24 protein-coding genes are annotated in these 21,202 nt (G+C 64.9%); 19 read left to right on the top strand and 5 right to left on the bottom strand.

The features are described from left to right. Positions 1 to 8: 8 nt before the first annotated feature. The 14 genes from xerC (at position 9) to R2676_RS15940 (ending at position 14,546) form a co-directional block, all read left to right on the top strand. A complete protein-coding gene (gene xerC / locus R2676_RS15875) occupies positions 9 to 995 on the top strand; it encodes a tyrosine recombinase XerC (RefSeq protein WP_206272476.1) in 987 nt (328 codons plus the stop codon). A 39-nt stretch (positions 996 to 1,034) separates the two neighbouring features. Continuing rightward, a complete protein-coding gene (locus R2676_RS15880; RefSeq protein WP_206272475.1) occupies positions 1,035 to 2,228 on the top strand; it encodes a class I SAM-dependent rRNA methyltransferase in 1,194 nt (397 codons plus the stop codon). A 78-nt stretch (positions 2,229 to 2,306) separates the two neighbouring features. Next, on the top strand, positions 2,307 to 2,825 hold the full coding sequence (locus tag R2676_RS15885; protein ID WP_206272493.1) for a metal-dependent hydrolase: 519 nt from the start codon (positions 2,307 to 2,309) through the stop codon (positions 2,823 to 2,825). Between the two features lie 132 nt (positions 2,826 to 2,957). Next, on the top strand, positions 2,958 to 4,484 hold the full coding sequence (locus R2676_RS15890) for a BBE domain-containing protein (RefSeq protein ID WP_206272474.1): 1,527 nt from the start codon (positions 2,958 to 2,960) through the stop codon (positions 4,482 to 4,484). Positions 4,485 to 4,496: 12 nt separating this feature from the next. Further along, positions 4,497 to 5,735, top strand: a complete 1,239-nt coding sequence (locus tag R2676_RS15895; RefSeq protein ID WP_206272473.1) for a lactonase family protein — start codon at positions 4,497 to 4,499, stop codon at positions 5,733 to 5,735. 96 nt (positions 5,736 to 5,831) lie between these two features. Continuing rightward, the gene (locus R2676_RS15900) at positions 5,832 to 6,359 is read left to right on the top strand and encodes a Fur family transcriptional regulator (RefSeq protein WP_206272472.1); all 528 of its coding nucleotides are present in this window, start codon (positions 5,832 to 5,834) and stop codon (positions 6,357 to 6,359) included. After that, positions 6,347 to 7,426: a CobW family GTP-binding protein gene (locus tag R2676_RS15905; RefSeq protein ID WP_206272471.1), complete on the top strand. Its 1,080-nt coding sequence runs from the start codon at positions 6,347 to 6,349 to the stop codon at positions 7,424 to 7,426. The genes R2676_RS15900 and R2676_RS15905 overlap by 13 nt, the downstream gene beginning before the upstream one ends. A gap of 421 nt (positions 7,427 to 7,847) precedes the next feature. After that, positions 7,848 to 8,267 (top strand): RNA polymerase-binding protein DksA, encoded by a 420-nt coding sequence (gene dksA, locus R2676_RS15910; protein WP_024977044.1) that lies wholly within the window; start codon positions 7,848 to 7,850, stop codon positions 8,265 to 8,267. A 99-nt stretch (positions 8,268 to 8,366) separates the two neighbouring features. Continuing rightward, complete coding sequence (zigA, locus tag R2676_RS15915; RefSeq protein WP_206272470.1) at positions 8,367 to 9,674, top strand: zinc metallochaperone GTPase ZigA; 1,308 nt, start codon at positions 8,367 to 8,369, stop codon at positions 9,672 to 9,674. A 100-nt stretch (positions 9,675 to 9,774) separates the two neighbouring features. After that, on the top strand, positions 9,775 to 11,376 hold the full coding sequence (locus tag R2676_RS15920; RefSeq protein ID WP_206272469.1) for an ABC transporter substrate-binding protein: 1,602 nt from the start codon (positions 9,775 to 9,777) through the stop codon (positions 11,374 to 11,376). A gap of 157 nt (positions 11,377 to 11,533) precedes the next feature. After that, a complete protein-coding gene (hslV, locus tag R2676_RS15925; RefSeq protein WP_004628261.1) occupies positions 11,534 to 12,070 on the top strand; it encodes an ATP-dependent protease subunit HslV in 537 nt (178 codons plus the stop codon). A gap of 26 nt (positions 12,071 to 12,096) precedes the next feature. Continuing rightward, positions 12,097 to 13,428 carry an ATP-dependent protease ATPase subunit HslU gene (gene hslU, locus R2676_RS15930; protein ID WP_206272468.1) on the top strand — a complete coding sequence of 444 codons (1,332 nt, stop codon included), beginning with the start codon at positions 12,097 to 12,099 and terminating at the stop codon, positions 13,426 to 13,428. 214 nt (positions 13,429 to 13,642) lie between these two features. Further along, positions 13,643 to 14,257: a hypothetical protein gene (locus tag R2676_RS15935; RefSeq protein WP_206272467.1), complete on the top strand. Its 615-nt coding sequence runs from the start codon at positions 13,643 to 13,645 to the stop codon at positions 14,255 to 14,257. 85 nt (positions 14,258 to 14,342) lie between these two features. Then, positions 14,343 to 14,546, top strand: a complete 204-nt coding sequence (locus R2676_RS15940; protein ID WP_004628255.1) for a CsbD family protein — start codon at positions 14,343 to 14,345, stop codon at positions 14,544 to 14,546. 31 nt (positions 14,547 to 14,577) lie between these two features. On the opposite strand, the gene R2676_RS15945 is transcribed toward R2676_RS15940, so the two are convergent. Together R2676_RS15945 and R2676_RS15950 are read right to left on the bottom strand one after the other, a co-directional pair. Then, entirely contained in the window at positions 14,578 to 15,156 is a 579-nt protein-coding gene (locus tag R2676_RS15945) for a response regulator transcription factor (RefSeq protein ID WP_004628252.1), read from the bottom strand. Between the two features lie 48 nt (positions 15,157 to 15,204). Then, entirely contained in the window at positions 15,205 to 16,551 is a 1,347-nt protein-coding gene (locus R2676_RS15950) for an ATP-binding protein (protein WP_206272492.1), read from the bottom strand. Between the two features lie 145 nt (positions 16,552 to 16,696). Here R2676_RS15950 and R2676_RS15955 point away from each other — a divergent pair, with 145 nt between their 5' ends. Both R2676_RS15955 and R2676_RS15960 read left to right on the top strand, forming a co-directional pair. Continuing rightward, positions 16,697 to 17,191 carry a copper chaperone PCu(A)C gene (locus R2676_RS15955; RefSeq protein ID WP_410482499.1) on the top strand — a complete coding sequence of 165 codons (495 nt, stop codon included), beginning with the start codon at positions 16,697 to 16,699 and terminating at the stop codon, positions 17,189 to 17,191. A gap of 46 nt (positions 17,192 to 17,237) precedes the next feature. Continuing rightward, complete coding sequence (locus R2676_RS15960) at positions 17,238 to 17,459, top strand: hypothetical protein (RefSeq protein WP_206272465.1); 222 nt, start codon at positions 17,238 to 17,240, stop codon at positions 17,457 to 17,459. On the opposite strand, the gene R2676_RS15965 is transcribed toward R2676_RS15960, so the two are convergent. From R2676_RS15965 to R2676_RS15975, 3 genes are read right to left on the bottom strand one after another with little or no spacing between them, the layout of a single operon-like run. Further along, the gene (locus R2676_RS15965; protein WP_206272464.1) at positions 17,460 to 17,675 is read right to left on the bottom strand and encodes a cysteine-rich CWC family protein; all 216 of its coding nucleotides are present in this window, start codon (positions 17,673 to 17,675) and stop codon (positions 17,460 to 17,462) included. Next, a complete protein-coding gene (locus R2676_RS15970) occupies positions 17,672 to 17,884 on the bottom strand; it encodes a zf-HC2 domain-containing protein (protein ID WP_027678660.1) in 213 nt (70 codons plus the stop codon). Before R2676_RS15970 ends, R2676_RS15965 begins: the two co-directional genes overlap by 4 nt. 41 nt (positions 17,885 to 17,925) lie before the next feature. After that, positions 17,926 to 18,519, bottom strand: coding sequence for a sigma-70 family RNA polymerase sigma factor (locus R2676_RS15975; protein WP_027678659.1), 594 nt, complete (start codon positions 18,517 to 18,519; stop codon positions 17,926 to 17,928). Positions 18,520 to 18,692: 173 nt separating this feature from the next. Here R2676_RS15975 and argB point away from each other — a divergent pair, with 173 nt between their 5' ends. Genes argB through slmA form a run of 3 tightly spaced genes read left to right on the top strand, consistent with a single transcriptional unit; the run spans position 18,693 to position 21,169 of the window. Beyond that, positions 18,693 to 19,619, top strand: coding sequence for an acetylglutamate kinase (gene argB, locus R2676_RS15980; RefSeq protein WP_065860095.1), 927 nt, complete (start codon positions 18,693 to 18,695; stop codon positions 19,617 to 19,619). Next, positions 19,619 to 20,476, top strand: coding sequence for a pyrimidine 5'-nucleotidase (locus tag R2676_RS15985; protein ID WP_206272463.1), 858 nt, complete (start codon positions 19,619 to 19,621; stop codon positions 20,474 to 20,476). The genes argB and R2676_RS15985 overlap by 1 nt, the downstream gene beginning before the upstream one ends. A gap of 42 nt (positions 20,477 to 20,518) precedes the next feature. Further along, positions 20,519 to 21,169: a nucleoid occlusion factor SlmA gene (slmA, locus tag R2676_RS15990; RefSeq protein ID WP_027678656.1), complete on the top strand. Its 651-nt coding sequence runs from the start codon at positions 20,519 to 20,521 to the stop codon at positions 21,167 to 21,169. Positions 21,170 to 21,202 lie beyond the last annotated feature (33 nt).

The following is a 21,202-nucleotide window of genomic DNA, read 5'->3' on the forward strand; positions in this document are numbered from 1 at the left end:
CCCACCGCATGCCGCAATCTGCTTCAGCCGATGCGTCTGGCGCGCACGCGCCGCATCCGCAGATTGCGGCGTACCTTGACGCGCTCAAGTTCGAGCGGCAGCTCTCGCCGCACACGCTGGAGAGCTACACCCGCGAGCTGGCCGTGCTGCAGCGCCTCGGTGCGCAGCACGCCGCCAATGTCGATCTCACGCAACTGCAGTCTCACCATATCCGCCGCATGATGGCGCAGCTGCACGGCGACGGTTTGTCCGGCCGCAGCATTGCGCGGGCGCTGTCGGCGTGGCGCGGCTGGTTCAAATGGATGGCGCTGCGCGATGCCGCCGTCACCGCCAATCCCGTCGATGGCGTACGCGCCCCGAAGAGCCCGAAGCGGCTGCCGAAAGCGCTGTCCGTGGAGCAAGCTGTCGCGCTGATGGAGCAACTGCCCGGCGACGATGCCGAAACGGTGCGCGACCGTGCCGTCAACGAGCTGTTCTATTCGTGCGGGCTGCGGCTCTCTGAGCTGGTCAGCCTCGACATGCGCCACGTGAAGGCCGGCGCGTATGAATCGGCGAGCTGGCTCGATCTGGAGGCGCGCGAGGTGCAGGTGCTCGGCAAGGGCAGCAAGCGGCGCACCGTGCCGGTGGGCACCAAGGCGGCGCAAGCGCTGGCTGCATGGCTGGCGGTGCGTGAGCAGCTTGCCAAACCCGACGCGGCACCCGAAGACGCACACGCGCTGTTTCTCTCGCCGCGCGGCAAGCGGCTGGCGCAGCGGCAGATTCAATTGCGCATGAAGCGCAACGCCATCGCGGCGGGTGTTCCGGCGGATGTGCATCCGCACGTGCTGCGGCATTCGTTTGCCACGCACATGCTGCAGTCGTCCGGTGATCTGCGCGCGGTGCAGGAACTGCTCGGCCACGCCAGCATTGCCAGCACGCAGGTTTATACTTCGCTCGATTTTCAGCACCTGGCCAAGATCTACGATCAGGCGCATCCCCGCGCAAAAAAGAAGTAGCGCATTGCCCGAGCCATCGGGCGCCCCATCCCCAGTCGTATGCAAACCCTGATTCTGAAGCCCGGCAAGGAGCGCTCGCTGCTGCGCCGGCACCCGTGGATTTTCGCCAACGCCATCGATCGCGTGGAGGGCAAGCCGGCCTCCGGCGCGACCGTCATCGTGCGCGCGCACAACGGCCAGTTTCTGGCGCGCGCCGCGTTCAGCCCTGTCTCGCAGATTCGCGCGCGCGTGTGGAGCTTTGATGAATCGGAGCCCGTCGACCACGCGTTCTTCAAGCGCCGCATTGCCGCGGCCGTGGCGTACCGCCGCGCGTGGGTGCACGACACCGACGCCGTGCGCCTTGTCATGGGCGAAGCCGACGGCCTGCCCGGCCTGATCGTCGACCAGTACGGCTCAGGGGATGCGGGCCAGCTCGTCTGCCAGTTCAGCGCCGCGGGCGTGGAGCACTGGAAGCAGGCGATCGTCGCCGCGCTCATCAAAGAGACGGGTTGCCCGAACGTCTATGAACGGTCGGACGTGAGCGTGCGCGAGCGTGAAGGCCTGGAGCAGATGACCGGTGTGCTGGCCGGCGCCGAGCCGCCCGCCGATCTGTCCGCCACCGAGCACGGCGTGCGTTATTACGTGGACGTGCGCGAAGGCCACAAGACCGGCTTCTACGTGGATCAGCGCGACAACCGCGCGCTCGTCGGCGCCTTGGCGCGCGACCGCGATGTGCTGAACTGCTTCTGCTATACCGGCGGGTTTTCGCTGGCGGCGCTCAAGGGCGGGGCGCGCTCGGTGGTGTCGATCGACTCGTCGGGCGAGGCGCTGGCGGTGGCAGAGCGCAACGTCACGCTCAACGGCTTCGATCCGGCGCGCGCCGAATGGCTGGATGCGGACGTCTTCAAGTCGCTGCGCAACTTCCGCGCGGAAGGCCGCCAGTTCGACCTGATCGTGCTGGATCCGCCCAAGTTTGCGGCCTCGGCGCAGCAGGTCGATCGCGCGGCGCGCGCATACAAAGAGATCAACTTGGTTGGCATGCAGTTGCTGCGCCCGGGCGGCCTGCTGTTCACTTATTCGTGCTCGGGAGCGATCGACGCAGACCTGTTCCAGAAGATCGTCGCGGGCGCGGCGGCCGATGCCAAGGTGACGGCGCGCATCCAGCGCCGGCTGGCGGGCGGCGTCGACCACCCGCTGCTGACGAGCTTCCCGGAAGGCGAATACCTCAAGGGCCTGCTGCTGCAAGTCGGCTAGCAATTTGTCGCAATTTTTGGCTTGTCCCGGCAAGCCGCCATTGCGAAGATGCGGTCCTTCGTTTTCCGCATCACGTCGATGGCTTCCAACGCTGCCCATCACGCGACGGGTTGGGCGGCAGGCCTGATTGCCGCCACCCTCGTCGCACAAGCTTCGCACACGTCTCTCGAACATCTCGGCAGCCTCCTGGCGTTTTGCGCGGCGGTGGCCGGCAGCACCGCGCCCGACTGGATGGAGGTGGCCTGGTGGACCCCCGCGCGCCGCCTGTGGATCACGCACCGCACCGCCACCCATTGGGGCATCGGCTGGGTGGCGGTGCTTGTTCTGTCATACCAGGCGCTGGGCCATGCGCACGTGTGGGCGCCGCTGCTGTTCGGCTTCGCGTGCGGTGGGCTGATGCACCTGTTGGCGGACTGGCCCAATCCGCTGGGCGTGCCCTGGATCTGGGGGCGCCATTCCCTGAACTTGTGGAAGAGCGGTCGCTGCGATCTGGTCGTGGTGATCCTGGCGTGGGCTGCGGCGTGCTGGCTGATGCGGCCGCTGTGGGCGGCAACGGCAACGCGCGTGGTCGGATGGTTCGCGCACGTGGCGCGATGAGCCAGCCGTATCGGCATTGTCTGATGGAAGCCGGGCCCGCGAACGACTAAGTTGGAACGGCCGGACGCCACGCGTCCGAATCCAACTCCGTTTGCGCAAGCGTTGCGCAAACGCCCTCACCGGGAGTCGTCGATGACACTGGATGTGACGCGCCAAGACCCTCGCTACAACACGCTCAAACATGGCTTCAACCTGCGCTGGCCCTCGACGGACGCGCAGGCCGCGAGCCGCATCGCCCTCATTGAAAAGCCCGACGATGTGGCGCCCGCCGTGCAGCGCATCATCAACGCGGGCCAGCGGCCGACCGTGCGCAGCGGCGGACATTGCTACGAGGATTTCGTCTCCAACAACCCCGACGGCACGATCGTCGACCAGAGCCTGCTCGCCACGCCCGACGTGCGCGCCGACGGCTCGGTGCGCATTCCGGCCGGCACGCAGAACTGGAACGGCTACCTGGAGCTGTACAAGCGCCGCAACGTAACGCTGCCCGGCGGCTCCTGCTATTCGGTGGGCGCGGGCGGGCATATCTGCGGCGGCGGGTACGGGTTGCTCTCGCGGCTGCAGGGCCTGACGGTGGATTGGCTCTCGGCCGTGGACATCGTCACGGTCGACAAGACAGGCAAGGCCGCTGCGCGCACCGTGGATGCGGCGCACGATCCGGATCTCTTCCGCGCATGCCGCGGCGCAGGTGGCGGCAACTTCGGCGTCATCACGGGTTACACCTTCGCCAAGCTGCCCGAGGCACCGCAGGAAGTGGCGCTCGCCACCGTGGCTTTCGATTGGGCGACCATGACGCCGCAGCGCTTTGCCGAACTGCTGCGCATCTACGGCGAATACTGGGAGACGCGCGGCAAGGATCCGGACACGTGGGGCATGTTCTCGCTGCTCAAACTCACGCACAAATCGTCGGGGCAGATCGTGCTGCTCACGCAGTTCTGCAACCCGGATGGCACGTGCCGCGATCTCTCTGTCCTCAACGATTTTCTGAACCGCTTCCAGGCTTGCGCGCCGACGCCGGTCAAGGGGCGCCCGCCCGGCTACGGCCCCGCGCACAAGCAGGGCGTGGGGCAACTGCTCTGCTCCAAGCCGCACACCATCGTGCAATACGACTGGCTGACCGCCACGCAGTATCTGAACGGCTCGGGGGCCAATCAGCGCGGCAAGTACAAATCGGCCTACATGAAGCGCGGCTTCACGGCGCGCGAGGCGCAGCGCATCTACGCCCACCTCACGCGGACGATGCCGGGCGTCGATCTGAGCCAGTCGTTGCTGCAAGTCGATTCGTACGGCGGCGCTGTCAACAAGGCCGAGCGCATTGGCGACACCGCCGTGCCGCAGCGGGCCTCGATCATGAAGCTGCAGTACCAGACGTATTGGACGTCCGCGGCCGATGACGCCGGCCACCTGCGCTGGATCAGCGATTTCTATCGCGACGTCTACGGCGCGCCCGATGTGCCCGCGCCGCACAGCGGCACACCTTACCCGGGCGACCGGTACGAGGGCTGCTACATCAACTACCCCGACGTCGATATGCTCGCCTACCCGTTCTGGCCGCAGCTCTACTACGGCAGCGGCGACCTGTACGCGTTTCTGCAGGATGTGAAGCGCCGGTATGATCCGAACAACATCTTCCACCACGCCATGTCCGTGCGTGTTTGATGGAGCCATCCAATGACCAATCGTCTTCGTCGAACTTTCATGCAGTGGACCGGTAGCTTGCCTTTGCTGGGCGCTCTTCCCAAAACCGTCATGGCCCAGGCGGCCGAACAACCTGCCGCGTCGGGCGCGCAGCCCGCAGGCAATGCGCGCGCTCCCCGCTTCGCCTATGTCGGCACGTACACGCTCAATGCGCCGGGCGGCACCGCCGGTGGCCCGGCCGCGCGCGGCATCTATGTGCTGGCGCCCCGCGGCGATGCATGGACGCAGGTGCAGGTCGTCGAAAGCGCCAATCCGTCGTTCCTGGCCGTGCACCCGAATCAGCGGTTCCTGTACGCCATCAACGAACTTGAGGTGTATGAAGGTCGGCCGAACGGCAGCGCCGAGGCCTATGCGATCGACGCGCGCGACGGCAAGCTGACGCTGCTGAACCGCCAGCCGCTGTCGCTGTCGGGCACGAACCCCGCACACGTGGTCGTGTCGCCGGACGGCAAGCACCTGTGCGTGTCGATCTACAGCGGCGGCGCGTACAACCTCCTGCCGATCGGCGAGGACGGCAAGCTCGGCACCGTCTCCGGCATCTTCAAGGACACCGGCTCCGGCCCCCGCCCCGAACAGGAGGCGCCGCACGCGCACATGATGCTGTTCGACACCACCGGCCAGCACGTGATCGGCACCGACCTGGGCACCGATCGCATCAACGTGTTTGCCATTGAGGGCGGCAAGCTTGCCCCGCGTGACCGAGCGCAGATCAAGCCCGGCAGCGGCCCGCGCCACCTGGCGCTGCATCCGCAAGGCAAGCTGCTCTACGTCATCAACGAACTGGAAGGCTCGGTCGCCTGCCACGGTTACGACCCCGCCACCGGCCACGTGCAGGAAGAGCGTCAGCGCATTTCCACCACCCCTGCCGACTACACCGGCCAGAAGAGCGGCGCTGAATTGCTGATGCATCCGTCCGGGCGGTTCCTTTACGCCAGCAACCGGAAGCTGAAGTCCGACCACCCGCTGGCCGACAGCGTGGCCGCATTCAGCATCGATGCCTCGGGCAAGCTCGCGCCGCTTCAGTACTGGAGCGAGGGCGTGCACTTTCCGCGGGCGATGACGATGGCGCCCGACGGCAGCCACCTCTACGTGCTCAACCAGAAGGGCGACACCATCCTGCGACTGCGCATCGACGGGCAGACCGGCAAGCTCGACCAGCCGGCGGTGGTGGCGAAGGTGCCGACGCCGGTGTGTCTGGCGTTTGCGGCGTAAGCGCTACCGCCGCACGAAAAGAAACCCTGGGCGGTGCAAGGCCGCCCAATTGCAACTCAATTGCAGCAACCGGCGCCCCGTGGGACAATCCCGCGCATGAAAACCCCGGCCCCGCGCGACGATCTCGCCACTTCGCAATCCAGTTCGCCTGAAGAGGCTGCCCGCGCACGCCTGCGCGGCCTGGGCAGCCGTGTGACCGAGCCCCGCGTGCGCGTGCTGGCTGCGCTGATGCAGGGCGCCGATGCGCTCTCGCACCAGGCGGTATGCGACGCGCTGCCGGATGACTCCGGCATCGACCGCGTGACCGTCTACCGCGTGCTCGACTGGCTCGTGGCAGGCGGCATCGTCCACAAGACGGCCGGGGCTGATCGTGTCTTCCGCTTCAGCCTGGCCGAGCACGATGCGGCGCGCGAAGCGGCGCACCGCTCGCACAGTCACTTCCACTGCACGCAATGCGGGCGCGACTTCTGCTTGGAGGGGGCTGAGCCGCCGGCCATGCCGAAGGCCGCCCTGCCCGCCGGCTTCGCAGCCGACCATGCCGAACTCACCATCAAGGGCGCTTGCGCGGATTGCGCGCATCTGGCGTCTCATCACAAGACAGGAAACGCATCATGTCCAAAATGATCCCGGTCACCATCCTGACGGGCTTTCTCGGCAGCGGTAAGACCACGCTGCTCAAGCGCATCCTGACCGAACAGCACGGCATGAAGATCGCCGTGATCGAAAACGAGTTCGGTGAAGAGAACATCGACAACGACATCCTCGTGCAGGACGGCAACGAGCAGATCGTGCAGATGAGCAACGGCTGCATCTGCTGCACCATCCGCGGCGATCTGGTGAAGGGGTTGTCCGACCTGCTCACGCGCCGCGACAACGGCCAGATCCAGTTCGATCGCGTGGTCATCGAAACTACCGGCGTTGCGAACCCCGGCCCCGTCGCCCAGACGTTCTTCATGGACGACGAGATCGCCAGCCGCTACCTGCTGGATGCCGTCATCACGCTGGTCGACGCCAAGCACGGCAACATGCAGCTCGACAAGCAGGAAGAGGCGCAGCGCCAGGTTGGCTTTGCCGACGCCATCTTCATCACCAAGAGCGATCTGGTGTCCGCCGACGACGTGGACGCATTGCGCCACCGCCTGCTGCACATGAACCCCCGCGCCCCGATCCGCACCGCCAATTTTGGCGACGCGCCGATCGACACCATCTTCGATCTGCGCGGCTTCAATCTGAATGCCAAGCTGGAGATCGACCCCGACTTCCTGCGCGAAGATGGTCATGATCACAACCACGATCACGATCATGACCACGCCTGCTCGGCCGATTGCGATCACGACCACGATCATGAGCACCACGGTCACGGCCATCACCACCATCACGGGCATGCGCACCATACCGACCGCATCGCCTCGTTCGTCTTCCGCAGCGAACGGCCGTTCAACTACACCAAGCTGGAGGAGTTTCTCTCCGGCGTGCTGAACATCTACGGCGAGAAGCTGCTGCGCTACAAGGGCGTGCTGTACATGGAAGGCGTCGACCGCAAGGTCGTATTCCAGGGCGTGCACCAGCTCATGGGCAGCGATGTGGGCGGCAAATGGGACGGCGAGACCCCTTCCAACCGGATGGTGTTCATCGGTGTCGACCTGCCGCGGGAAACGATTCTGAAAGGATTGGAGAACTGCCTGGCCTGATCCGGCCGCTTTTACCCTCCTTTTGGGTGGCCCCGCCGCGCGCTTTCAGGCAGAATCCGGGCCGGATTTTGTGTCCGTGTTTCTCCGATAGTTCGGGTAAGATCGTTCAGCTACAATAGGTCGATTTAGAAGCACGTCGTCCGAAGCACGTCCGATAGGAGAGCAGGCGATGGTGACTAAGACCAAGGAAGGGCGCGGCGCCAACGTTGGAGCCGGGCAGTCCGGAACGGAGTCGGCAGCAGCCCAGGCTGCGCCAGCCACCCGAAAAAAAGCGGCAGGGGGCGCCGCTGCGGGAGAGGCAAAAGGAGGCGCGCGGGGCGGCAAGTCCGCCGCCAGCCAGAATGAGTCCGACGCATCCCCGCGCAAGGACGACGCGATAGCCGAGACGGCGCGCGATTTACCAGGATCATCTGCAGCAACCATGAGCAGCAAGAAACTACTCACCGAAGCCGAAATCCTGAAGATGAGCGACAAGGATTACATGAACGAGGCGCAGCTCGCCTTCTTCAAGGACCGGCTTGTAAAAATGCGCGATGAAATTCTCGCGAACGCCAACCAGACCACCGAGCACCTGCGCGAGACGGTGATCGTGCCGGACCCGGCAGACCGTGCCACCATCGAAGAGGAGCACGCGCTGGAACTGCGCACGCGCGATCGCGAGCGCAAGCTGCTCAAGAAGGTCGAACAGTCGATCGCCCGCATCGATGCCAACGACTACGGCTACTGCGACGAGACCGGCGAGCCGATCGGCATTCCGCGCTTGCTCGCTCGCCCGACGGCAACGCTGACGCTGGAGGCGCAAGAGCGCCGCGAAAAGCGCCAGAAGTTGATGGGTGACTGACGCACGCGTCGCAGTTGTCTGACGCATTCATTTGATTTGGCAGCCCGGTAACTCACCGGGCTGTTTGCTTTGTTTGGCCACGAACCGAGGCCGCTGATCATGTCCCCTCCGCTTCCCGTTACCGTGCTGTCCGGCTTTCTGGGCGCCGGCAAGACCACGCTGCTCAACCATGTGCTCGCCAACCGCGAGGGCAAGCGCGTGGCCGTGATCGTCAATGACCTGTCGGACGTCAACATCGACGCGCAGCTCGTCGGCGATGGCACGGCCACCAGTGCGCAGCTTTCGCGCACCGACGAGCGCATGGTGGAGCTGTCCAACGGCTGCATCTGCTGCACGCTGCGCGAAGACCTGCTCGACGAGATCGCGCGCCTGGCCCGCGAAGACCGTTTCGACTATCTGCTGATCGAGTCGACCGGCGTGGCCGAGCCGCTGCCGATTGCCGAGACGTTTACGTTTGAAGACGCTGAAGGCGACGTGCTGTCCGACCTCGCGCGCCTGGACACCATGGTCACCGTGGTCGACGCGCAGCACTTCCTGGCCGACTACGACGCTGCTGATTTTCTGTCCGATCGCGGCCAGGCGCGTGATGAAGAGGACGATCGCACCGTCGTCGACTTGCTGATCGAACAGGTCGAGTTTTGTGATGTGATCGTGCTCAACAAGATCGATCTCGTGAGCGACGCCGAGCGCGAACGCCTCGCCGGCATCCTGCATTCATTGAACCCGCGGGCGCGCATCGTGCCGGCATCGTTCGGCAAGGTGCCGTTGGACGAAATCCTCAATACGCATCGTTTCGATTTCGACGCCGCATCGGCGGCACCTGCGTGGCTGGCCGAGTTGCGCGGCGAACATGTGCCCGAAACTGAAGCGCTCGGCATCGGCAGTTTCGTCTATCGCCGCCGCGTGCCGTTCCACCCGCAGCGTCTGTGGGATCTCATGCACACCGAATGGCTGCGCGAGCATGGCCGCGTGTTGCGTTCGAAGGGCTATTTCTGGCTGGCTTCACGCATGGACATGGCGGGCAGCTGGGGCCAGGCCGGCGGCGTGATGCGTCACGGCGGCGCGGGCGCCTGGTGGGCTGCGGTCGATGAAGCCGAGTGGCCCGACGAGGAAGAAGCCCGCGCCGACATCATGGACAAGATGCACGACAACGGTGCGCCCGCGCAGTGGGGCGACCGCCGTCAGGAACTGGTCTTCATTGGCACGGACCTGGACGAAGCCGCGCTCATCGCGCAACTCGACGCCTGTCTGCTGACCGAGGCGGAGATGGCTGCCGGCCCCCAGGCGTGGGCCGCGCTGCCTGATCCGTTCCCCGCGTGGGCCTACGACGACCATGACGATGAAGACGGCGACGACGACCACGATCACCAACACGGTGACGACTGCGACTGCGGGCACCATCACTGAGCACGCAGACCCCCTGCTTCATCGGCGTTGACACCGGCGTCGTCCGGTCCTGACAATCCCCGAACGTTTTGCTTTCGTCACGAACCATCGGGGAGTCGTCATGCCGGTCCTGCGTCTGCTGCGCGCTGCGAACCTTGTCGCCGCGCTGTCTTTTGCCACGGCGCTTGCGGCGCTTACACCGGGTGCTGCGCATGCCCAGCCCGCCTCCACGCTGGTGGTCGGCCTGTCGAGCGATGTTACGTCGCTCGATCCGCACTTCCATAACGTCACGCCCAATTCCAACGTTGCCGAGCATATGTTCGAGGCGCTGATCGCCAAGGACGAGAAGATGCGCCTCAAGCCCGGCCTCGCCACGTCGTGGAAGGCGTTGAGCGATACGGTGTGGGAAGTCAAGCTGCGTCCCGGCGTGCATTTCCATGACGGCACGGAGTTCACTTCTGCCGACGTCGTTTATTCGTTGGCGCGCCCGGCCACCATCAAGAACAGCCCATCGCCGTTCACGATCTATACGCGTGGCTTCAAGGAGGTGACGGCCGTCGACAAGCTGACCGTGCGCATCACCACCAACGGCCCCTATCCGCTGGTGCCGAACGACCTGTCGACCATCTACATGGTGTCGAAAAAAGCGGTCGAAAAAGCCGGCGCGGATGACTTCAATAATGGCCGCGCCATGATCGGCACGGGGCCGTACAAGTTCGTCTCCTTCAATCGTGGCGATCGGCTGGAGCTGACACGCTTTGACGGTTACTGGGGCAAGAAGCCGCAATGGCAGCACGTGACGCTGCGCATTCTGACGGCGGATGCACCGCGCGTGGCGGCACTGTTGGCGGGCGATGTGCAGGTCATCGAAAACGTGCCCAGCTCGGACATCAAGAAGCTGTCGGCCGATCCGGCGGTGACGGTGTTCAAGATGCCGGTGTTCCGCATGATGTATCTGCATATGGATTCGAACCGCGATGTGTCGCCGTTCGTGACCGACAAGGCGGGCAAGCCGTTGCCGAAGAATCCGCTCAAGGACGCACGCGTGCGCGAGGCGATCTCGCTGGCGATCTCGCGCCAGGCCATCGTCGACCGCGTGATGGAAGGCGCGGCCGAACCGACGGGCCAACTCGTGAACAGCTCGCTGTTTGGCCACGTGCCCGGCCTGAAGGCACCCGCGGCAGACCCGGCCGCGGCGAAGAAGCTGCTCGCCCAGGCGGGCTACCCCGATGGTTTTGCCATCACGCTGCACGCCACCAACAACCGCTACCCGAACGATGACCGCGTCGCACAGGTGGTCGCATCGATGCTTTCGCGGGTTGGCATTGCCACCAAGGTCGAGACGCTGCCGTCGGCGTCGTTCTTCACGCGGGCGAACAAGCTGGACTTCTCGTTCCTGCAGGCCGGCTGGGGTGCCGATACGGGCGAGGCCAGCTCCAGCCTGAAAGCGCTGCTGGCGACGTACGACCCGGCGCGTGGCTGGGGTGCATCCAATCGCGGGCGCTATTCGAACCCCGCCTTGGACGCCAAGCTGGCTGAGGCGCTGCAGACGCTTGACGACAGCAAGCGCGAGAAGCTCCTGCAGGACGCCACGGAAATCGGGATGCGCGATGACGGGGTGATTCCGCTCTACTTCAACATCAACGTATGGGCAGCGCGCAAGGGCTACACGATGGTGCCGCGTCTGGACGAGCGCACTTATGCCTTCGATGTGACGCGCTGAACGGGTAAGAAACGCCGTAAGAAGCGATTTCCGGCGCACAAAAAGTGTGCGTTGTGACGGAAATCAGGCTTGAAATCCACGGGGCTGGCGTCAAGTATGAAGTTCTTTGGCCGGCCCGCTGGGGGCCGCGCCAAGCCCGACCCCCAGGAACAAGCGCATGGAACAGTATCACGGCACCACCATCGTCAGCGTGCGGCGCGGCAACCAAGTTGCGCTCGGCGGCGACGGCCAGGTCACGCTGGGCAACATCGTCATGAAGGGCTCGGCCCGCAAGGTGCGCGCCATCTACGACGGCAAGGTGCTGGTCGGCTTTGCCGGCGCCACCGCCGACGCCTTCTCCCTGCTCGACCGGTTTGAAGCCAAGCTGCAGAAGCATCAAGGCAACCTGCTGCGCTCCGCCGTCGACCTCGCCAAGGACTGGCGCACCGACCGCGCCCTGCGCCACCTTGAGGCGATGCTGATCGTCGCCGACCGTGAAGCCACCCTCGTCATCACCGGCAACGGCGACGTGCTGGACCCGGAAGGCGGCATTGCTGCCATTGGTTCGGGCGGCTCGTATGCCCAATCGGCCGCCAAGGCGCTGATGGAGAACACCGACCTCGCCCCGCGCGATGTGGTGGAGAAATCGCTGCGGATCGCCGGCGAACTCTGCATCTATACCAACACCAATTTCGTGATCGAGACGCTCGAATAACGAGCGCCCCCATCGACAGGATTCCCATGTCTGAAACCATGACGCCGTCGGAAATCGTCTCCGAACTCGACAAGCACATCATCGGCCAGCACAAGGCCAAGAAGGCTGTGGCCGTGGCGCTGCGTAACCGTTGGCGCCGCCAGCAGGTGGGAGACCCGCTGCGCCAGGAAATCACGCCCAAGAACATCCTCATGATCGGGCCGACCGGCGTGGGCAAGACCGAGATCGCGCGGCGCCTCGCCAAGCTGGCGGACGCACCGTTCATCAAGATCGAGGCGACGAAGTTCACTGAAGTCGGCTACGTCGGCCGTGACGTCGACACCATCGTGCGCGATCTCGCCGAGATGGCGGTCAAGCAGACGCGCGAATCCGAGATGAAGAAGGTGCGCGCCAAGGCCGAAGATGCAGCCGAAGACCGCATTCTTGACGTGCTGATCCCGCCGCCGCGCGACATCGGCTTTGCGCAGCCGGAAGAAAAGGACTCGACCGCGCGCCAGACCTTCCGCAAGAAGCTGCGCGAAGGCCAGCTCGATGACAAGGAAATTGAACTGGAAGTGTCGGCGGGTGTGCCGAGCATGGACATCATGGGGCCGCCGGGCATGGAAGACATGACCGACCAGATTCGCTCGATGTTCGCGGGCCTGGGCCAGGGCAAGAAGAACCGTCGCAAGATGAAGGTGAAGGAAGCCTTCAAGCTGCTGATCGACGAAGAGGCCGCTAAGCTCGTGAACGAAGACGAGTTGAAGCAGAAAGCGGTGGCCAACGTCGAGCAGAACGGCATCGTGTTCCTGGACGAGATCGACAAGATTGCCAGCCGCAGCGAATACGGCGGCGGCGAGGTGTCGCGTCAGGGCGTGCAGCGTGACTTGCTGCCGCTGGTGGAGGGCACGACCGTCAACACGAAGTACGGGATGATCAAGACCGATCACATCCTGTTCATCGCGTCGGGCGCGTTCCATCTGTCCAAGCCGAGCGACCTGATTCCGGAATTGCAGGGCCGCTTCCCGATTCGCGTGGAGCTGGATTCGCTGTCGGTGGAAGACTTTCGCGCGATTCTCACGCAGACCGATGCGAGCCTCACCAAGCAATATCAGGCGTTGTTGAAGACGGAAGGCGTCGACCTCGTGTTTGCGGAAGACGGCATCCATCGCCTCGCCGAGATCGCATGCTCGGTCAACGAGAAGGTCGAGAACATCGGCGCGCGCCGCCTGTATACGGTGATGGAGCGCTTGCTTGAAGACCTGTCGTTCCACGCGCACAAATCGTCGGGCGAGACGGTGACCATCGACGCCGCGTACGTCGACGAGCGCTTGAACGAGCTGTCGGGCAACGAGGATCTGTCGCGCTACGTGCTCTAAACGTGTAAGCAACGCATTCCATATGCATTTCGGGCCGCATCGGAAACGATGCGGCCCGTTTTGTTTGGAGGGCCGCAAACCCAGGCACAGCAAGGGTTTGCTCAGGATCACCCGGGGGCGGGTCCGTTATGTGCTGAAGAAGGTTGTGCCGCACAGACAATGCGCGCCGCGCACCTGGCGTGCGCGATTCCAACCACGACAAGGAGAGAAGCATATGAAACCGATCCAACGCCTGGCCTTGTGTTGCGTGCTCGCCTGCGCCCCCTTAGGACTGGCCCACGCCCAGACCACACCGGCGCCCACCGGGGCCGCCGCAACCTCGGCCCCGAATGATGCCAAGCGCAGCGCTTACGACAGTGCCGTCAAGCAAGCCGATGCCAACTACAAAGCCGCCAAGGACAAGTGCGATGCGATGAAGGGCAATGACCGCGACGTCTGCCGCGCGCAGGCCAAGGGCGATTACAACGTCGCCAAAGCCAATGCGATGGTGGAGCGTGATGGCACCGAAGCCGCCCGCAACCGCGCCGCCAAGGAAAAGGCTGAGGCCGACTACGACGTGGCCAAGACGAAGTGCGATGCCTTGAAGGGCAACGACAAAGACACTTGCGTGAAGGACGCCAAGGCCGCCTACACGCGCGCCAAAGCCGGCGAAGAAGTGAGCCACGCCAAGGCCACCGGTGACGCCAAGGACGTGAGCGAAGCGCGCCGCGATGCCGTCAAGGACACCAACGACGCCAATTACAAGGCTGCGAAGGAACGTTGCGACGCCATGTCCGGCGATGCGAAGACGAAGTGCCAGAACGACGTCGCCGCCAAGTTCAAGAAGTAAGCCGCAAGGAAGTCTCTGCACGGGCGGCCTGCGGGTCGCCCCTGCTTTGTCTCAATCGCTCAATCTCAATCGCAACGGAGGACGTATGAACTGGGACCAGATCGAAGGCAAATGGGATCAGGCCAAGGGCAAGATCAAGGAGAAGTGGGGCCAGCTCACGGACGATGATCTGACGGTGATCCGCGGCAAGCGCGATCAGCTTGCCGGCAAGATCCAAGAACGTTATGGCTACACGAAGGAACGCGCCGAAGACGAACTCAAGGCGTGGGAGCGCGACACCCGCTGGTGATGCCGCGCTGATGTAGCCTCGCGGCCGGCGTTTATTTGGCGACCGGCCGCTTGCCCAGCTTGCGCTGCAGCGTGCGCCGGTGCATGTTGAGCGCCCGCGCTGTGGCGGAGATATTGCCGCCGTGCTCGGCGAGCACGCGCTGGATGTGTTCCCACTCCAGCCGCGCGACGGACAGCGGCGCCGGGTTTTCCATCGTCTGCTCCGCCACGGCTTCAGACACGCCGACTTGCAGCGCCAGCAGAATCGAATCGACATTGGCCGGCTTGGCCAAATATTCGTCAGCCCCGAGCTTGACCGCCTGCACGGCGGTGGCGATGCTCGCATAGCCCGTCAGGATCAACATGCGCGCCTCGGGCAGCGCCTGGCGCAGCGGGGCAATCCAGTGCAGGCCGGAGTCCGTGCCGCCATGGGGCATCAGGCCCTTGTCGCTGGCGGCCAAGTGCAGATCGACCGTGACATACGAGAACCGCGTCTGGCGGGCCAGCGCCAACGCCTCGCCGCCGGTGTGGGCGATCTGCGGAGCAAAGCCGCGACGCGTGAGCGCGCGCGCCAGTGTCTGCGCAAAGACGTCGTCGTCATCAAGGATCAGAAAGGGGGCGGGCTGCTGCATGGTGTTCTCCGGGGCCGTACGCGCATGGGGCTGCGTCAGGCCGTCTCGTTATGTGAAGAGGGTGGGCGCGCCCATGATGGGAGCGGCCGGGTGTTCCGTCGGACCACCGATCGGCAGTCGGAGTTCGGCAATGGCACCTTGCGGCGGGTTCGGACGCAGCACCACGGTACCACCCAGGCGGCGGGCCGTGGTGGAGGCCAGGTACAGTCCGATGCCGTGACCGCCGTGCCGGCTCGGCACAGGCGTGCGGCCCAGCGAGGTCCGCAGGTCTTCCGGCAAGCCCAATCCCGTATCGACGATGGACAGCACGATCTGCGGCGGCATATCGCGCAGCGTATCCGGGTTGGCATCGATCCTGGCGGTCAGCAGCAGCGGTACCAGATCACGCCCGGCGTGGTGCTGGCTGCGGGCGGCGTTGTCCAACAGGATGGTGAGGATCTGGCCGACGTTCACAGCATCCAATTCCACCGCCTGTGCCGCTGGCGAGGTCTCCGTGTGGAGGCGGATGTCCGGATGTCGCAACTGCCACGTCTGCGTAAAACCGGGTAGCCATTGGCCGAGCGGCTCCGGCGCGCCGTCGTTGGGTTTGCGCTGCAGGCGCGCCAGGGCGGCGCGGCACAGTTCGAGCTGCTGTTCGATGGCGCGCAGGTCTTCGCGATACGGGGCGAGGGGCGAGTCGGGCTGCTTCGCGTCGTGCTGCAGCTCGCCGGTGATGACGGCCACGGTAGACAGCGGCGTGCCCATTTCGTGCGCCACGCTCGCGCCTTGCGACATCAGCGCTTCGATGCGTTGTTCGCGCAGCAGCCGTTCGCGCGCTTCGGTCAGTTGCGCATCGCTCTCGCGCAGCGCAGCGGACAGACGCGCCGTAAACCCGGCGATCATCGCGCTGCTGGCCACGAAATCGATCCACATGCCGGCGAGGTGATACGCCACGGCATCGGCCTGGTTCGCCAGCTTCAGCGGGATGTAGTTGCCGAGCATCATGCTGTAGGCGGCCAGCGCGTACAGCGTCAGGCCGACGACATGCGCGATCGGCAGCATGGCCGCAGCAATCGCCAGCGCCGGCAGATAGAACGAGACGAACGGGTTGGTCGCGCCACCCGTGAAATACAGCAGGGCGGACAACGCGGTCAGGTCCACCAGCAGTTGGACGGTGATCTCGATATGCTGCACGGGCCGGTTGCGCCGAACGCGCCATCCGGTGAGCAGGTTGAACAGCGCATGCAGGCCCATCACGCTCAGCAGCGGCACCACCGGCAATTGCACGCCAAACACCAGCGGCGCGAGCAGCATCAGGACCAGCTGGGTGGCCAGCAGGCTCCATCGCAGCCAGAAGAGGCGGCGTAGACTGGATGCGTCCAGCAGCGGGGCGGCAAGAGACAGGGTCGAAAGCATGGTGGACAAGTGTAAACGTGCGCACCGCGCGGTTCTCCGTGCGGCGATGCGTCAATCAGCCGCACAATTGTGCACCCAACCTATCTTCCCGCAGGCGCTGTGCTTTAATGCGCAGCACGTTTGTCCCTGACAGGAGCCCTTGATGATGACGTCCCGATCGATCCGTTCTTCCGCTTGCGTGGCTGTGCTCACGGCTGGCCTGCTCGCCAGCGCCGCCGCGTTCGCACAAGTCACGGTGCAAGACGCCTGGGTGCGCGGCACGGTGCCGGGCCAGACGTCCAGTGGCGCGTTCATGACGCTGCAATCGACGGACGGTGCCAAGGTGGTGGGCGTGTCGACGCCGGTGGCGGGCACGGCCGAGATCCACGAGATGAAGATGGAAGGCAACGTCATGCGCATGCGCGCCGTCCAGTCGCTGGAGGTGCCGAAGGGCCAGACGGTGCAGCTCAAGCCGGGCGGCTATCACGTGATGCTCATGGACCTCAAACAGCCGCTCGCCAAGGACGCCACCGTGCCGCTCACGCTGAAGGTGGAGCTGGCCGACAAGCGCGTCGTCGAGCAGAAGGTCGAGGCCCGGGTGCGCGACCTGACCGCCGGCAACATGCCCGCCATGAACCACGGCGGCGAACACAAGCATTGATGGCTTGCGGCGAGTGTCGCATCAAGCCGCGTGAGGAAGCATTCCCATGGCTAACAAGACACTGGGCACTCGCCAGAAACTGACGTTCCGCATCGAACCTTCAACGAAGGCCGGCACCGCGCGCCCGCGCAACGTTCTCGTGCCGCTGGCCCGTGGCCGCAAAGCTGGGGCCCACACCGAAGGCGGCCACGCGGAGCGCCAGCGCGGCCGGGCCGACGTCCGACGCGCACTGCGCACGCTCGACGACGACAGCCAAGACAAAGACTGATCAGTTCGCCTCAGACGCTGCCCGCGCCTGGGCAATCGCTTCGCGCAGACAACGCTGGCAGCGGCAGCCCTGCCCGGGGCGCCGTGCGCTGGCCGGCAGCGTTTCTTCGGTCATGCACCAGCACGTCGCGTCGGGCTGCGTGCCGTCGCCGATGGCGCCGCAGCGCAAGTCCGCGCCGCACATCGCACATACGGTGTTGGCAGCCGGCGCGGTCACGCGGGGTTGCTCCCGTCGTCGTCTTGCCCGAGCTTGTGCATCGCCTGGCGCAAAAACCCCATCTGATGCGAGAACCGCGTGCAGGCATCGCAGGCAAACAGATGCACGCGCAGGCGCAGCCGCTCACCTGTGGACAGGTCGCGGTCCATCTTCGACACCAGCATGCGGTGGGCTTCTTTGCAGGTGGGCAATCCCCAACGGTTCGGCATGGTTGTTCTCTGTGATACGGCTTGGTGCGCTGACGGGCGATTCAGGCGGCGCTCGGCTGATTGCCGAACCAGTGCAGGTCAAGGCACTCGCGCAGGCGCATGCGGGCGCGATAAAGCAGTGCCCAGGCATTGGTCGCGGTGATCTGCAATTCCTGACAGATTTCGTCGGTTTCCAGCTCCAGCCACTCGCGCATCATGAAGACGCGGCCCACCCGCGGCGGCAGCCGATCAACGCACATTTGCAGGACATCGAAAAATTCGCGCCGTGACAGCGCGGCATCCGGGTCGCCCCAGTCGGACGGCGGGCTCGTGTAGTGGCCGTCGGCGGCAAACAGGCTGTCGAAGACGGCTTCGTCGGACCGCATGCCGGCCTCGTCGGATTCACCGCCCGCAAGCAGCGAGACGCGCACTTCGCGCCGCCCCGAGCGGATCGCATCGATGATCTTGTGCTTGAGGATGCCGATGACGTAAGTCTTGAGCGAGGCGTTGCCGGCAAAGCGCTCTGGGTGTTCGAGCACCGCCAGGATGGTGTCGGCCACCGTGTCTTCGGCCAGCGCCGTGTCGCGCAATTGCAGTTGCGCAAAGCGCAGCAGGTGAGGGCGCAGCGCGTCGAGTTGGTCGGGTGCGATGGCCATGATTCCCCAGGGTGTTCTTTCGTGGCAACGGTATGGCGGGCACATAAGGTGCGCCGGCAGACCGTAGCGCCTTTTCTTGTAAAATCCCGCTGCCGAAAATGGGCTGCTTCGTTTTTTGTGTTGCAGGCGACATTCGGCGTTCCATCATACCTGCCCAACCGGATGTCACCGTCATGACCGCTTCTGCTGCCCCCGACCCTGCTGGCCTCGACCCCGAACTCGCGCATATCGCGCCGCCGGTGAAGGCCGAGATTCTTGCGCAGGCCCTGCCTTACATTCGCAAGTTTCACGGCAAGACCATCGTCATCAAGTACGGTGGCAACGCCATGACGGAGGAAAAGCTCAAGCACGGCTTCGCGCGCGACGTGATCCTGCTCAAGCTGGTCGGCATGAACCCGGTGGTGGTGCACGGCGGCGGCCCGCAGATTGACGAAGCCCTGAAGAAGGTCGGCAAGCAAGGCACCTTCATCCAGGGCATGCGCGTGACCGACGAAGAGACCATGGAAGTGGTCGAGTGGGTGCTCGGCGGCGAAGTCCAGCAGGACATCGTCATGCTGATCAACCAGTACGGCGGCCAGGCAGTCGGCCTGACCGGCAAGGACGGCGGCCTGATCCGCGCCAAGAAGCTGAAGATGCCGGACCGCGAGAAGCCGGGCGAGTTTCTCGACATCGGTTTCGTGGGCGACATCGAGACGATCAACCCGGCCGTGGTCAAGGCGCTGCAGGACGACGCGTTCATTCCGGTCATTTCGCCGATCGGCTTCTCTGACGAAGGCCAGGCCTACAACATCAACGCCGACGTCGTGGCCGGCAAGATGGCCGAGATCCTGAAGGCCGAGAAGCTGGTCATGATGACCAACATTCCGGGCGTGATGGACAAGCAGGGCAACCTGCTGACCGACCTGTCGGCGCGCGAGATCGACGAGCTGTTCGCCGACGGCACGATCTCGGGCGGCATGCTGCCGAAGATTTCGTCGGCGCTGGACGCTGCCAAGAGCGGCGTGAATTCGGTGCACATCGTCGATGGCCGCATCGAGCATTCGCTGCTGCTGGAAATCCTGACCGAACAGGCGTTCGGCACGATGATCCGCTCGCACTGATGCGAACCACCCGGGCGGTGCGGGTGCGCCATGCTGCGCGCACCTTCCCGCGCGAGGTGCCGGCGGGCTCCGCGCCCGCCCGGCAGCCCGTCTGGCTGTTCGACCTCGACAACACCCTCCACCACGCCTCCCACGCGATCTTTCCGCAGATCAACCGGCTGATGACGGCATACGTGGCGCGCGTGCTCGGCACGGATGACGCCACGGCCAGCCAGGTACGCGTGGACTATTGGCGCCGCTATGGCGCCACGATTCTCGGCATGGTCCGCCATCACGGCGTCGACCCCGATGATTTCCTCGCAGAGGCGCACCGCTTTGAAGACCTGCGCGCCATGGTGCGCGCCGAACGCGGCCTCGCCCAACTGCTGCGCGCCCTGCCCGGGCGCAAGATCCTGCTGACCAATGCCCCGGTTGCCTACGCGCGCGAGGTGCTGCGCCTCATTGGCCTGAAACGCGCGTTCCTGCGCGAAATTGCGGTCGAACACATGTGGGTGCACCGGCGCCTGCGCCCGAAACCCGATCCGCTGATGCTGCGCCGCTTGCTCGCCCGCGAGCGTATTGCGCCATCGCGCGCCATCCTCGTCGAAGACACGCTTTCTCACCTCAAACGCTATCGGCGACTGGGCATCGATACGGTCTGGGTGACGGGTTATCTGCGGCGCGTGCCGCCCGGCGTGCAGCCCACTTCCGCTGCCGACGCATTGCATCCAATGCAAGCCTCCGCCATGGGCGCACGTGCAAATTCACCACATCAGCCGGCCGCCACACCGATTTTGTTCGCCAACCGGCCCGGCTATGTGAGCGTGAAAGTAAAATCGGTGCTTCAACTAAAACGAAGGCTTGTTCGACGCGGCTAGGCAGTCACTCCGCGCTCAGAACGGGAGAGGGGCCAGGAAGTCATGAGCAACGCGCAAACGGAGTTTCCGACCGCCGAGCCGGTCGCGGACGTCGCCATAGAAGCACCGCCGGTACGCAAACGACCCCGCCCGGGCGAGCGCCGCGTGCAGATTCTGCAGACGCTCGCCGGCATGCTCGAGCATCCGCGTGGTGAGAAAATCACAACCGCGGGTTTGGCGGCGCGGCTGGATGTCTCCGAAGCGGCCCTCTACCGGCACTTCGCCAGCAAGGCGCAGATGTTCGAAGGGCTGATCGAATTCATCGAGCAGACCGTCTTTGGCCTCATCAATCAGATCACGCTGCGTGAAGAACACGGCCTGCGCCAGGCACACGCCATCGCGCACATGCTGCTGTCGTTTGCTGACAAGAATCCGGGCATGACGCGCGTGCTGGTGGGCGATGCGCTGGTCGGCGAAGACGAGCGCCTGCCCGAGCGCATGGCGCAGTGCCTGGATCGCATCGAGGCCTCGCTCAAGCAGAGCCTGCGCATGGCGGTCACGCAGGGCGCTTGGCCGGCGGACACCGACATCGCTTCGCGCGCCAACCTGCTCGTGTGTGCAGTGCTCGGGCGCTGGCATCGGTATGCGAAGAGCGGTTTCCGGAAGTCTCCGGTCGAAGGTGCAGATGCGCAGTTGCGCGTGCTGTTGGCCTGAGCGTGCATCCCCCAAACAAAAGCCCCGCAATGC

The organism is Ralstonia flatus, assembly GCF_958439105.1.
GTDB lineage: Bacteria > Pseudomonadota > Gammaproteobacteria > Burkholderiales > Burkholderiaceae > Ralstonia > Ralstonia flatus.

Coding starts and splice junctions, on each gene's coding strand:
- xerC (WP_206272476.1), top strand. CDS start 9: ATGCCGCAATCTGCTTCAGCCGATGCGTCTGGCGCGCACGCGCCGCAT.
- R2676_RS15880 (WP_206272475.1), top strand. CDS start 1,035: ATGCAAACCCTGATTCTGAAGCCCGGCAAGGAGCGCTCGCTGCTGCGC.
- R2676_RS15885 (WP_206272493.1), top strand. CDS start 2,307: ATGGCTTCCAACGCTGCCCATCACGCGACGGGTTGGGCGGCAGGCCTG.
- R2676_RS15890 (WP_206272474.1), top strand. CDS start 2,958: ATGACACTGGATGTGACGCGCCAAGACCCTCGCTACAACACGCTCAAA.
- R2676_RS15895 (WP_206272473.1), top strand. CDS start 4,497: ATGACCAATCGTCTTCGTCGAACTTTCATGCAGTGGACCGGTAGCTTG.
- R2676_RS15900 (WP_206272472.1), top strand. CDS start 5,832: ATGAAAACCCCGGCCCCGCGCGACGATCTCGCCACTTCGCAATCCAGT.
- R2676_RS15905 (WP_206272471.1), top strand. CDS start 6,347: ATGTCCAAAATGATCCCGGTCACCATCCTGACGGGCTTTCTCGGCAGC.
- dksA (WP_024977044.1), top strand. CDS start 7,848: ATGAGCAGCAAGAAACTACTCACCGAAGCCGAAATCCTGAAGATGAGC.
- zigA (WP_206272470.1), top strand. CDS start 8,367: ATGTCCCCTCCGCTTCCCGTTACCGTGCTGTCCGGCTTTCTGGGCGCC.
- R2676_RS15920 (WP_206272469.1), top strand. CDS start 9,775: ATGCCGGTCCTGCGTCTGCTGCGCGCTGCGAACCTTGTCGCCGCGCTG.
- hslV (WP_004628261.1), top strand. CDS start 11,534: ATGGAACAGTATCACGGCACCACCATCGTCAGCGTGCGGCGCGGCAAC.
- hslU (WP_206272468.1), top strand. CDS start 12,097: ATGTCTGAAACCATGACGCCGTCGGAAATCGTCTCCGAACTCGACAAG.
- R2676_RS15935 (WP_206272467.1), top strand. CDS start 13,643: ATGAAACCGATCCAACGCCTGGCCTTGTGTTGCGTGCTCGCCTGCGCC.
- R2676_RS15940 (WP_004628255.1), top strand. CDS start 14,343: ATGAACTGGGACCAGATCGAAGGCAAATGGGATCAGGCCAAGGGCAAG.
- R2676_RS15945 (WP_004628252.1), bottom strand. CDS start 15,156: ATGCAGCAGCCCGCCCCCTTTCTGATCCTTGATGACGACGACGTCTTT.
- R2676_RS15950 (WP_206272492.1), bottom strand. CDS start 16,551: ATGCTTTCGACCCTGTCTCTTGCCGCCCCGCTGCTGGACGCATCCAGT.
- R2676_RS15955 (WP_410482499.1), top strand. CDS start 16,697: ATGACGTCCCGATCGATCCGTTCTTCCGCTTGCGTGGCTGTGCTCACG.
- R2676_RS15960 (WP_206272465.1), top strand. CDS start 17,238: ATGGCTAACAAGACACTGGGCACTCGCCAGAAACTGACGTTCCGCATC.
- R2676_RS15970 (WP_027678660.1), bottom strand. CDS start 17,884: ATGCCGAACCGTTGGGGATTGCCCACCTGCAAAGAAGCCCACCGCATG.
- R2676_RS15975 (WP_027678659.1), bottom strand. CDS start 18,519: ATGGCCATCGCACCCGACCAACTCGACGCGCTGCGCCCTCACCTGCTG.
- argB (WP_065860095.1), top strand. CDS start 18,693: ATGACCGCTTCTGCTGCCCCCGACCCTGCTGGCCTCGACCCCGAACTC.
- R2676_RS15985 (WP_206272463.1), top strand. CDS start 19,619: ATGCGAACCACCCGGGCGGTGCGGGTGCGCCATGCTGCGCGCACCTTC.
- slmA (WP_027678656.1), top strand. CDS start 20,519: ATGAGCAACGCGCAAACGGAGTTTCCGACCGCCGAGCCGGTCGCGGAC.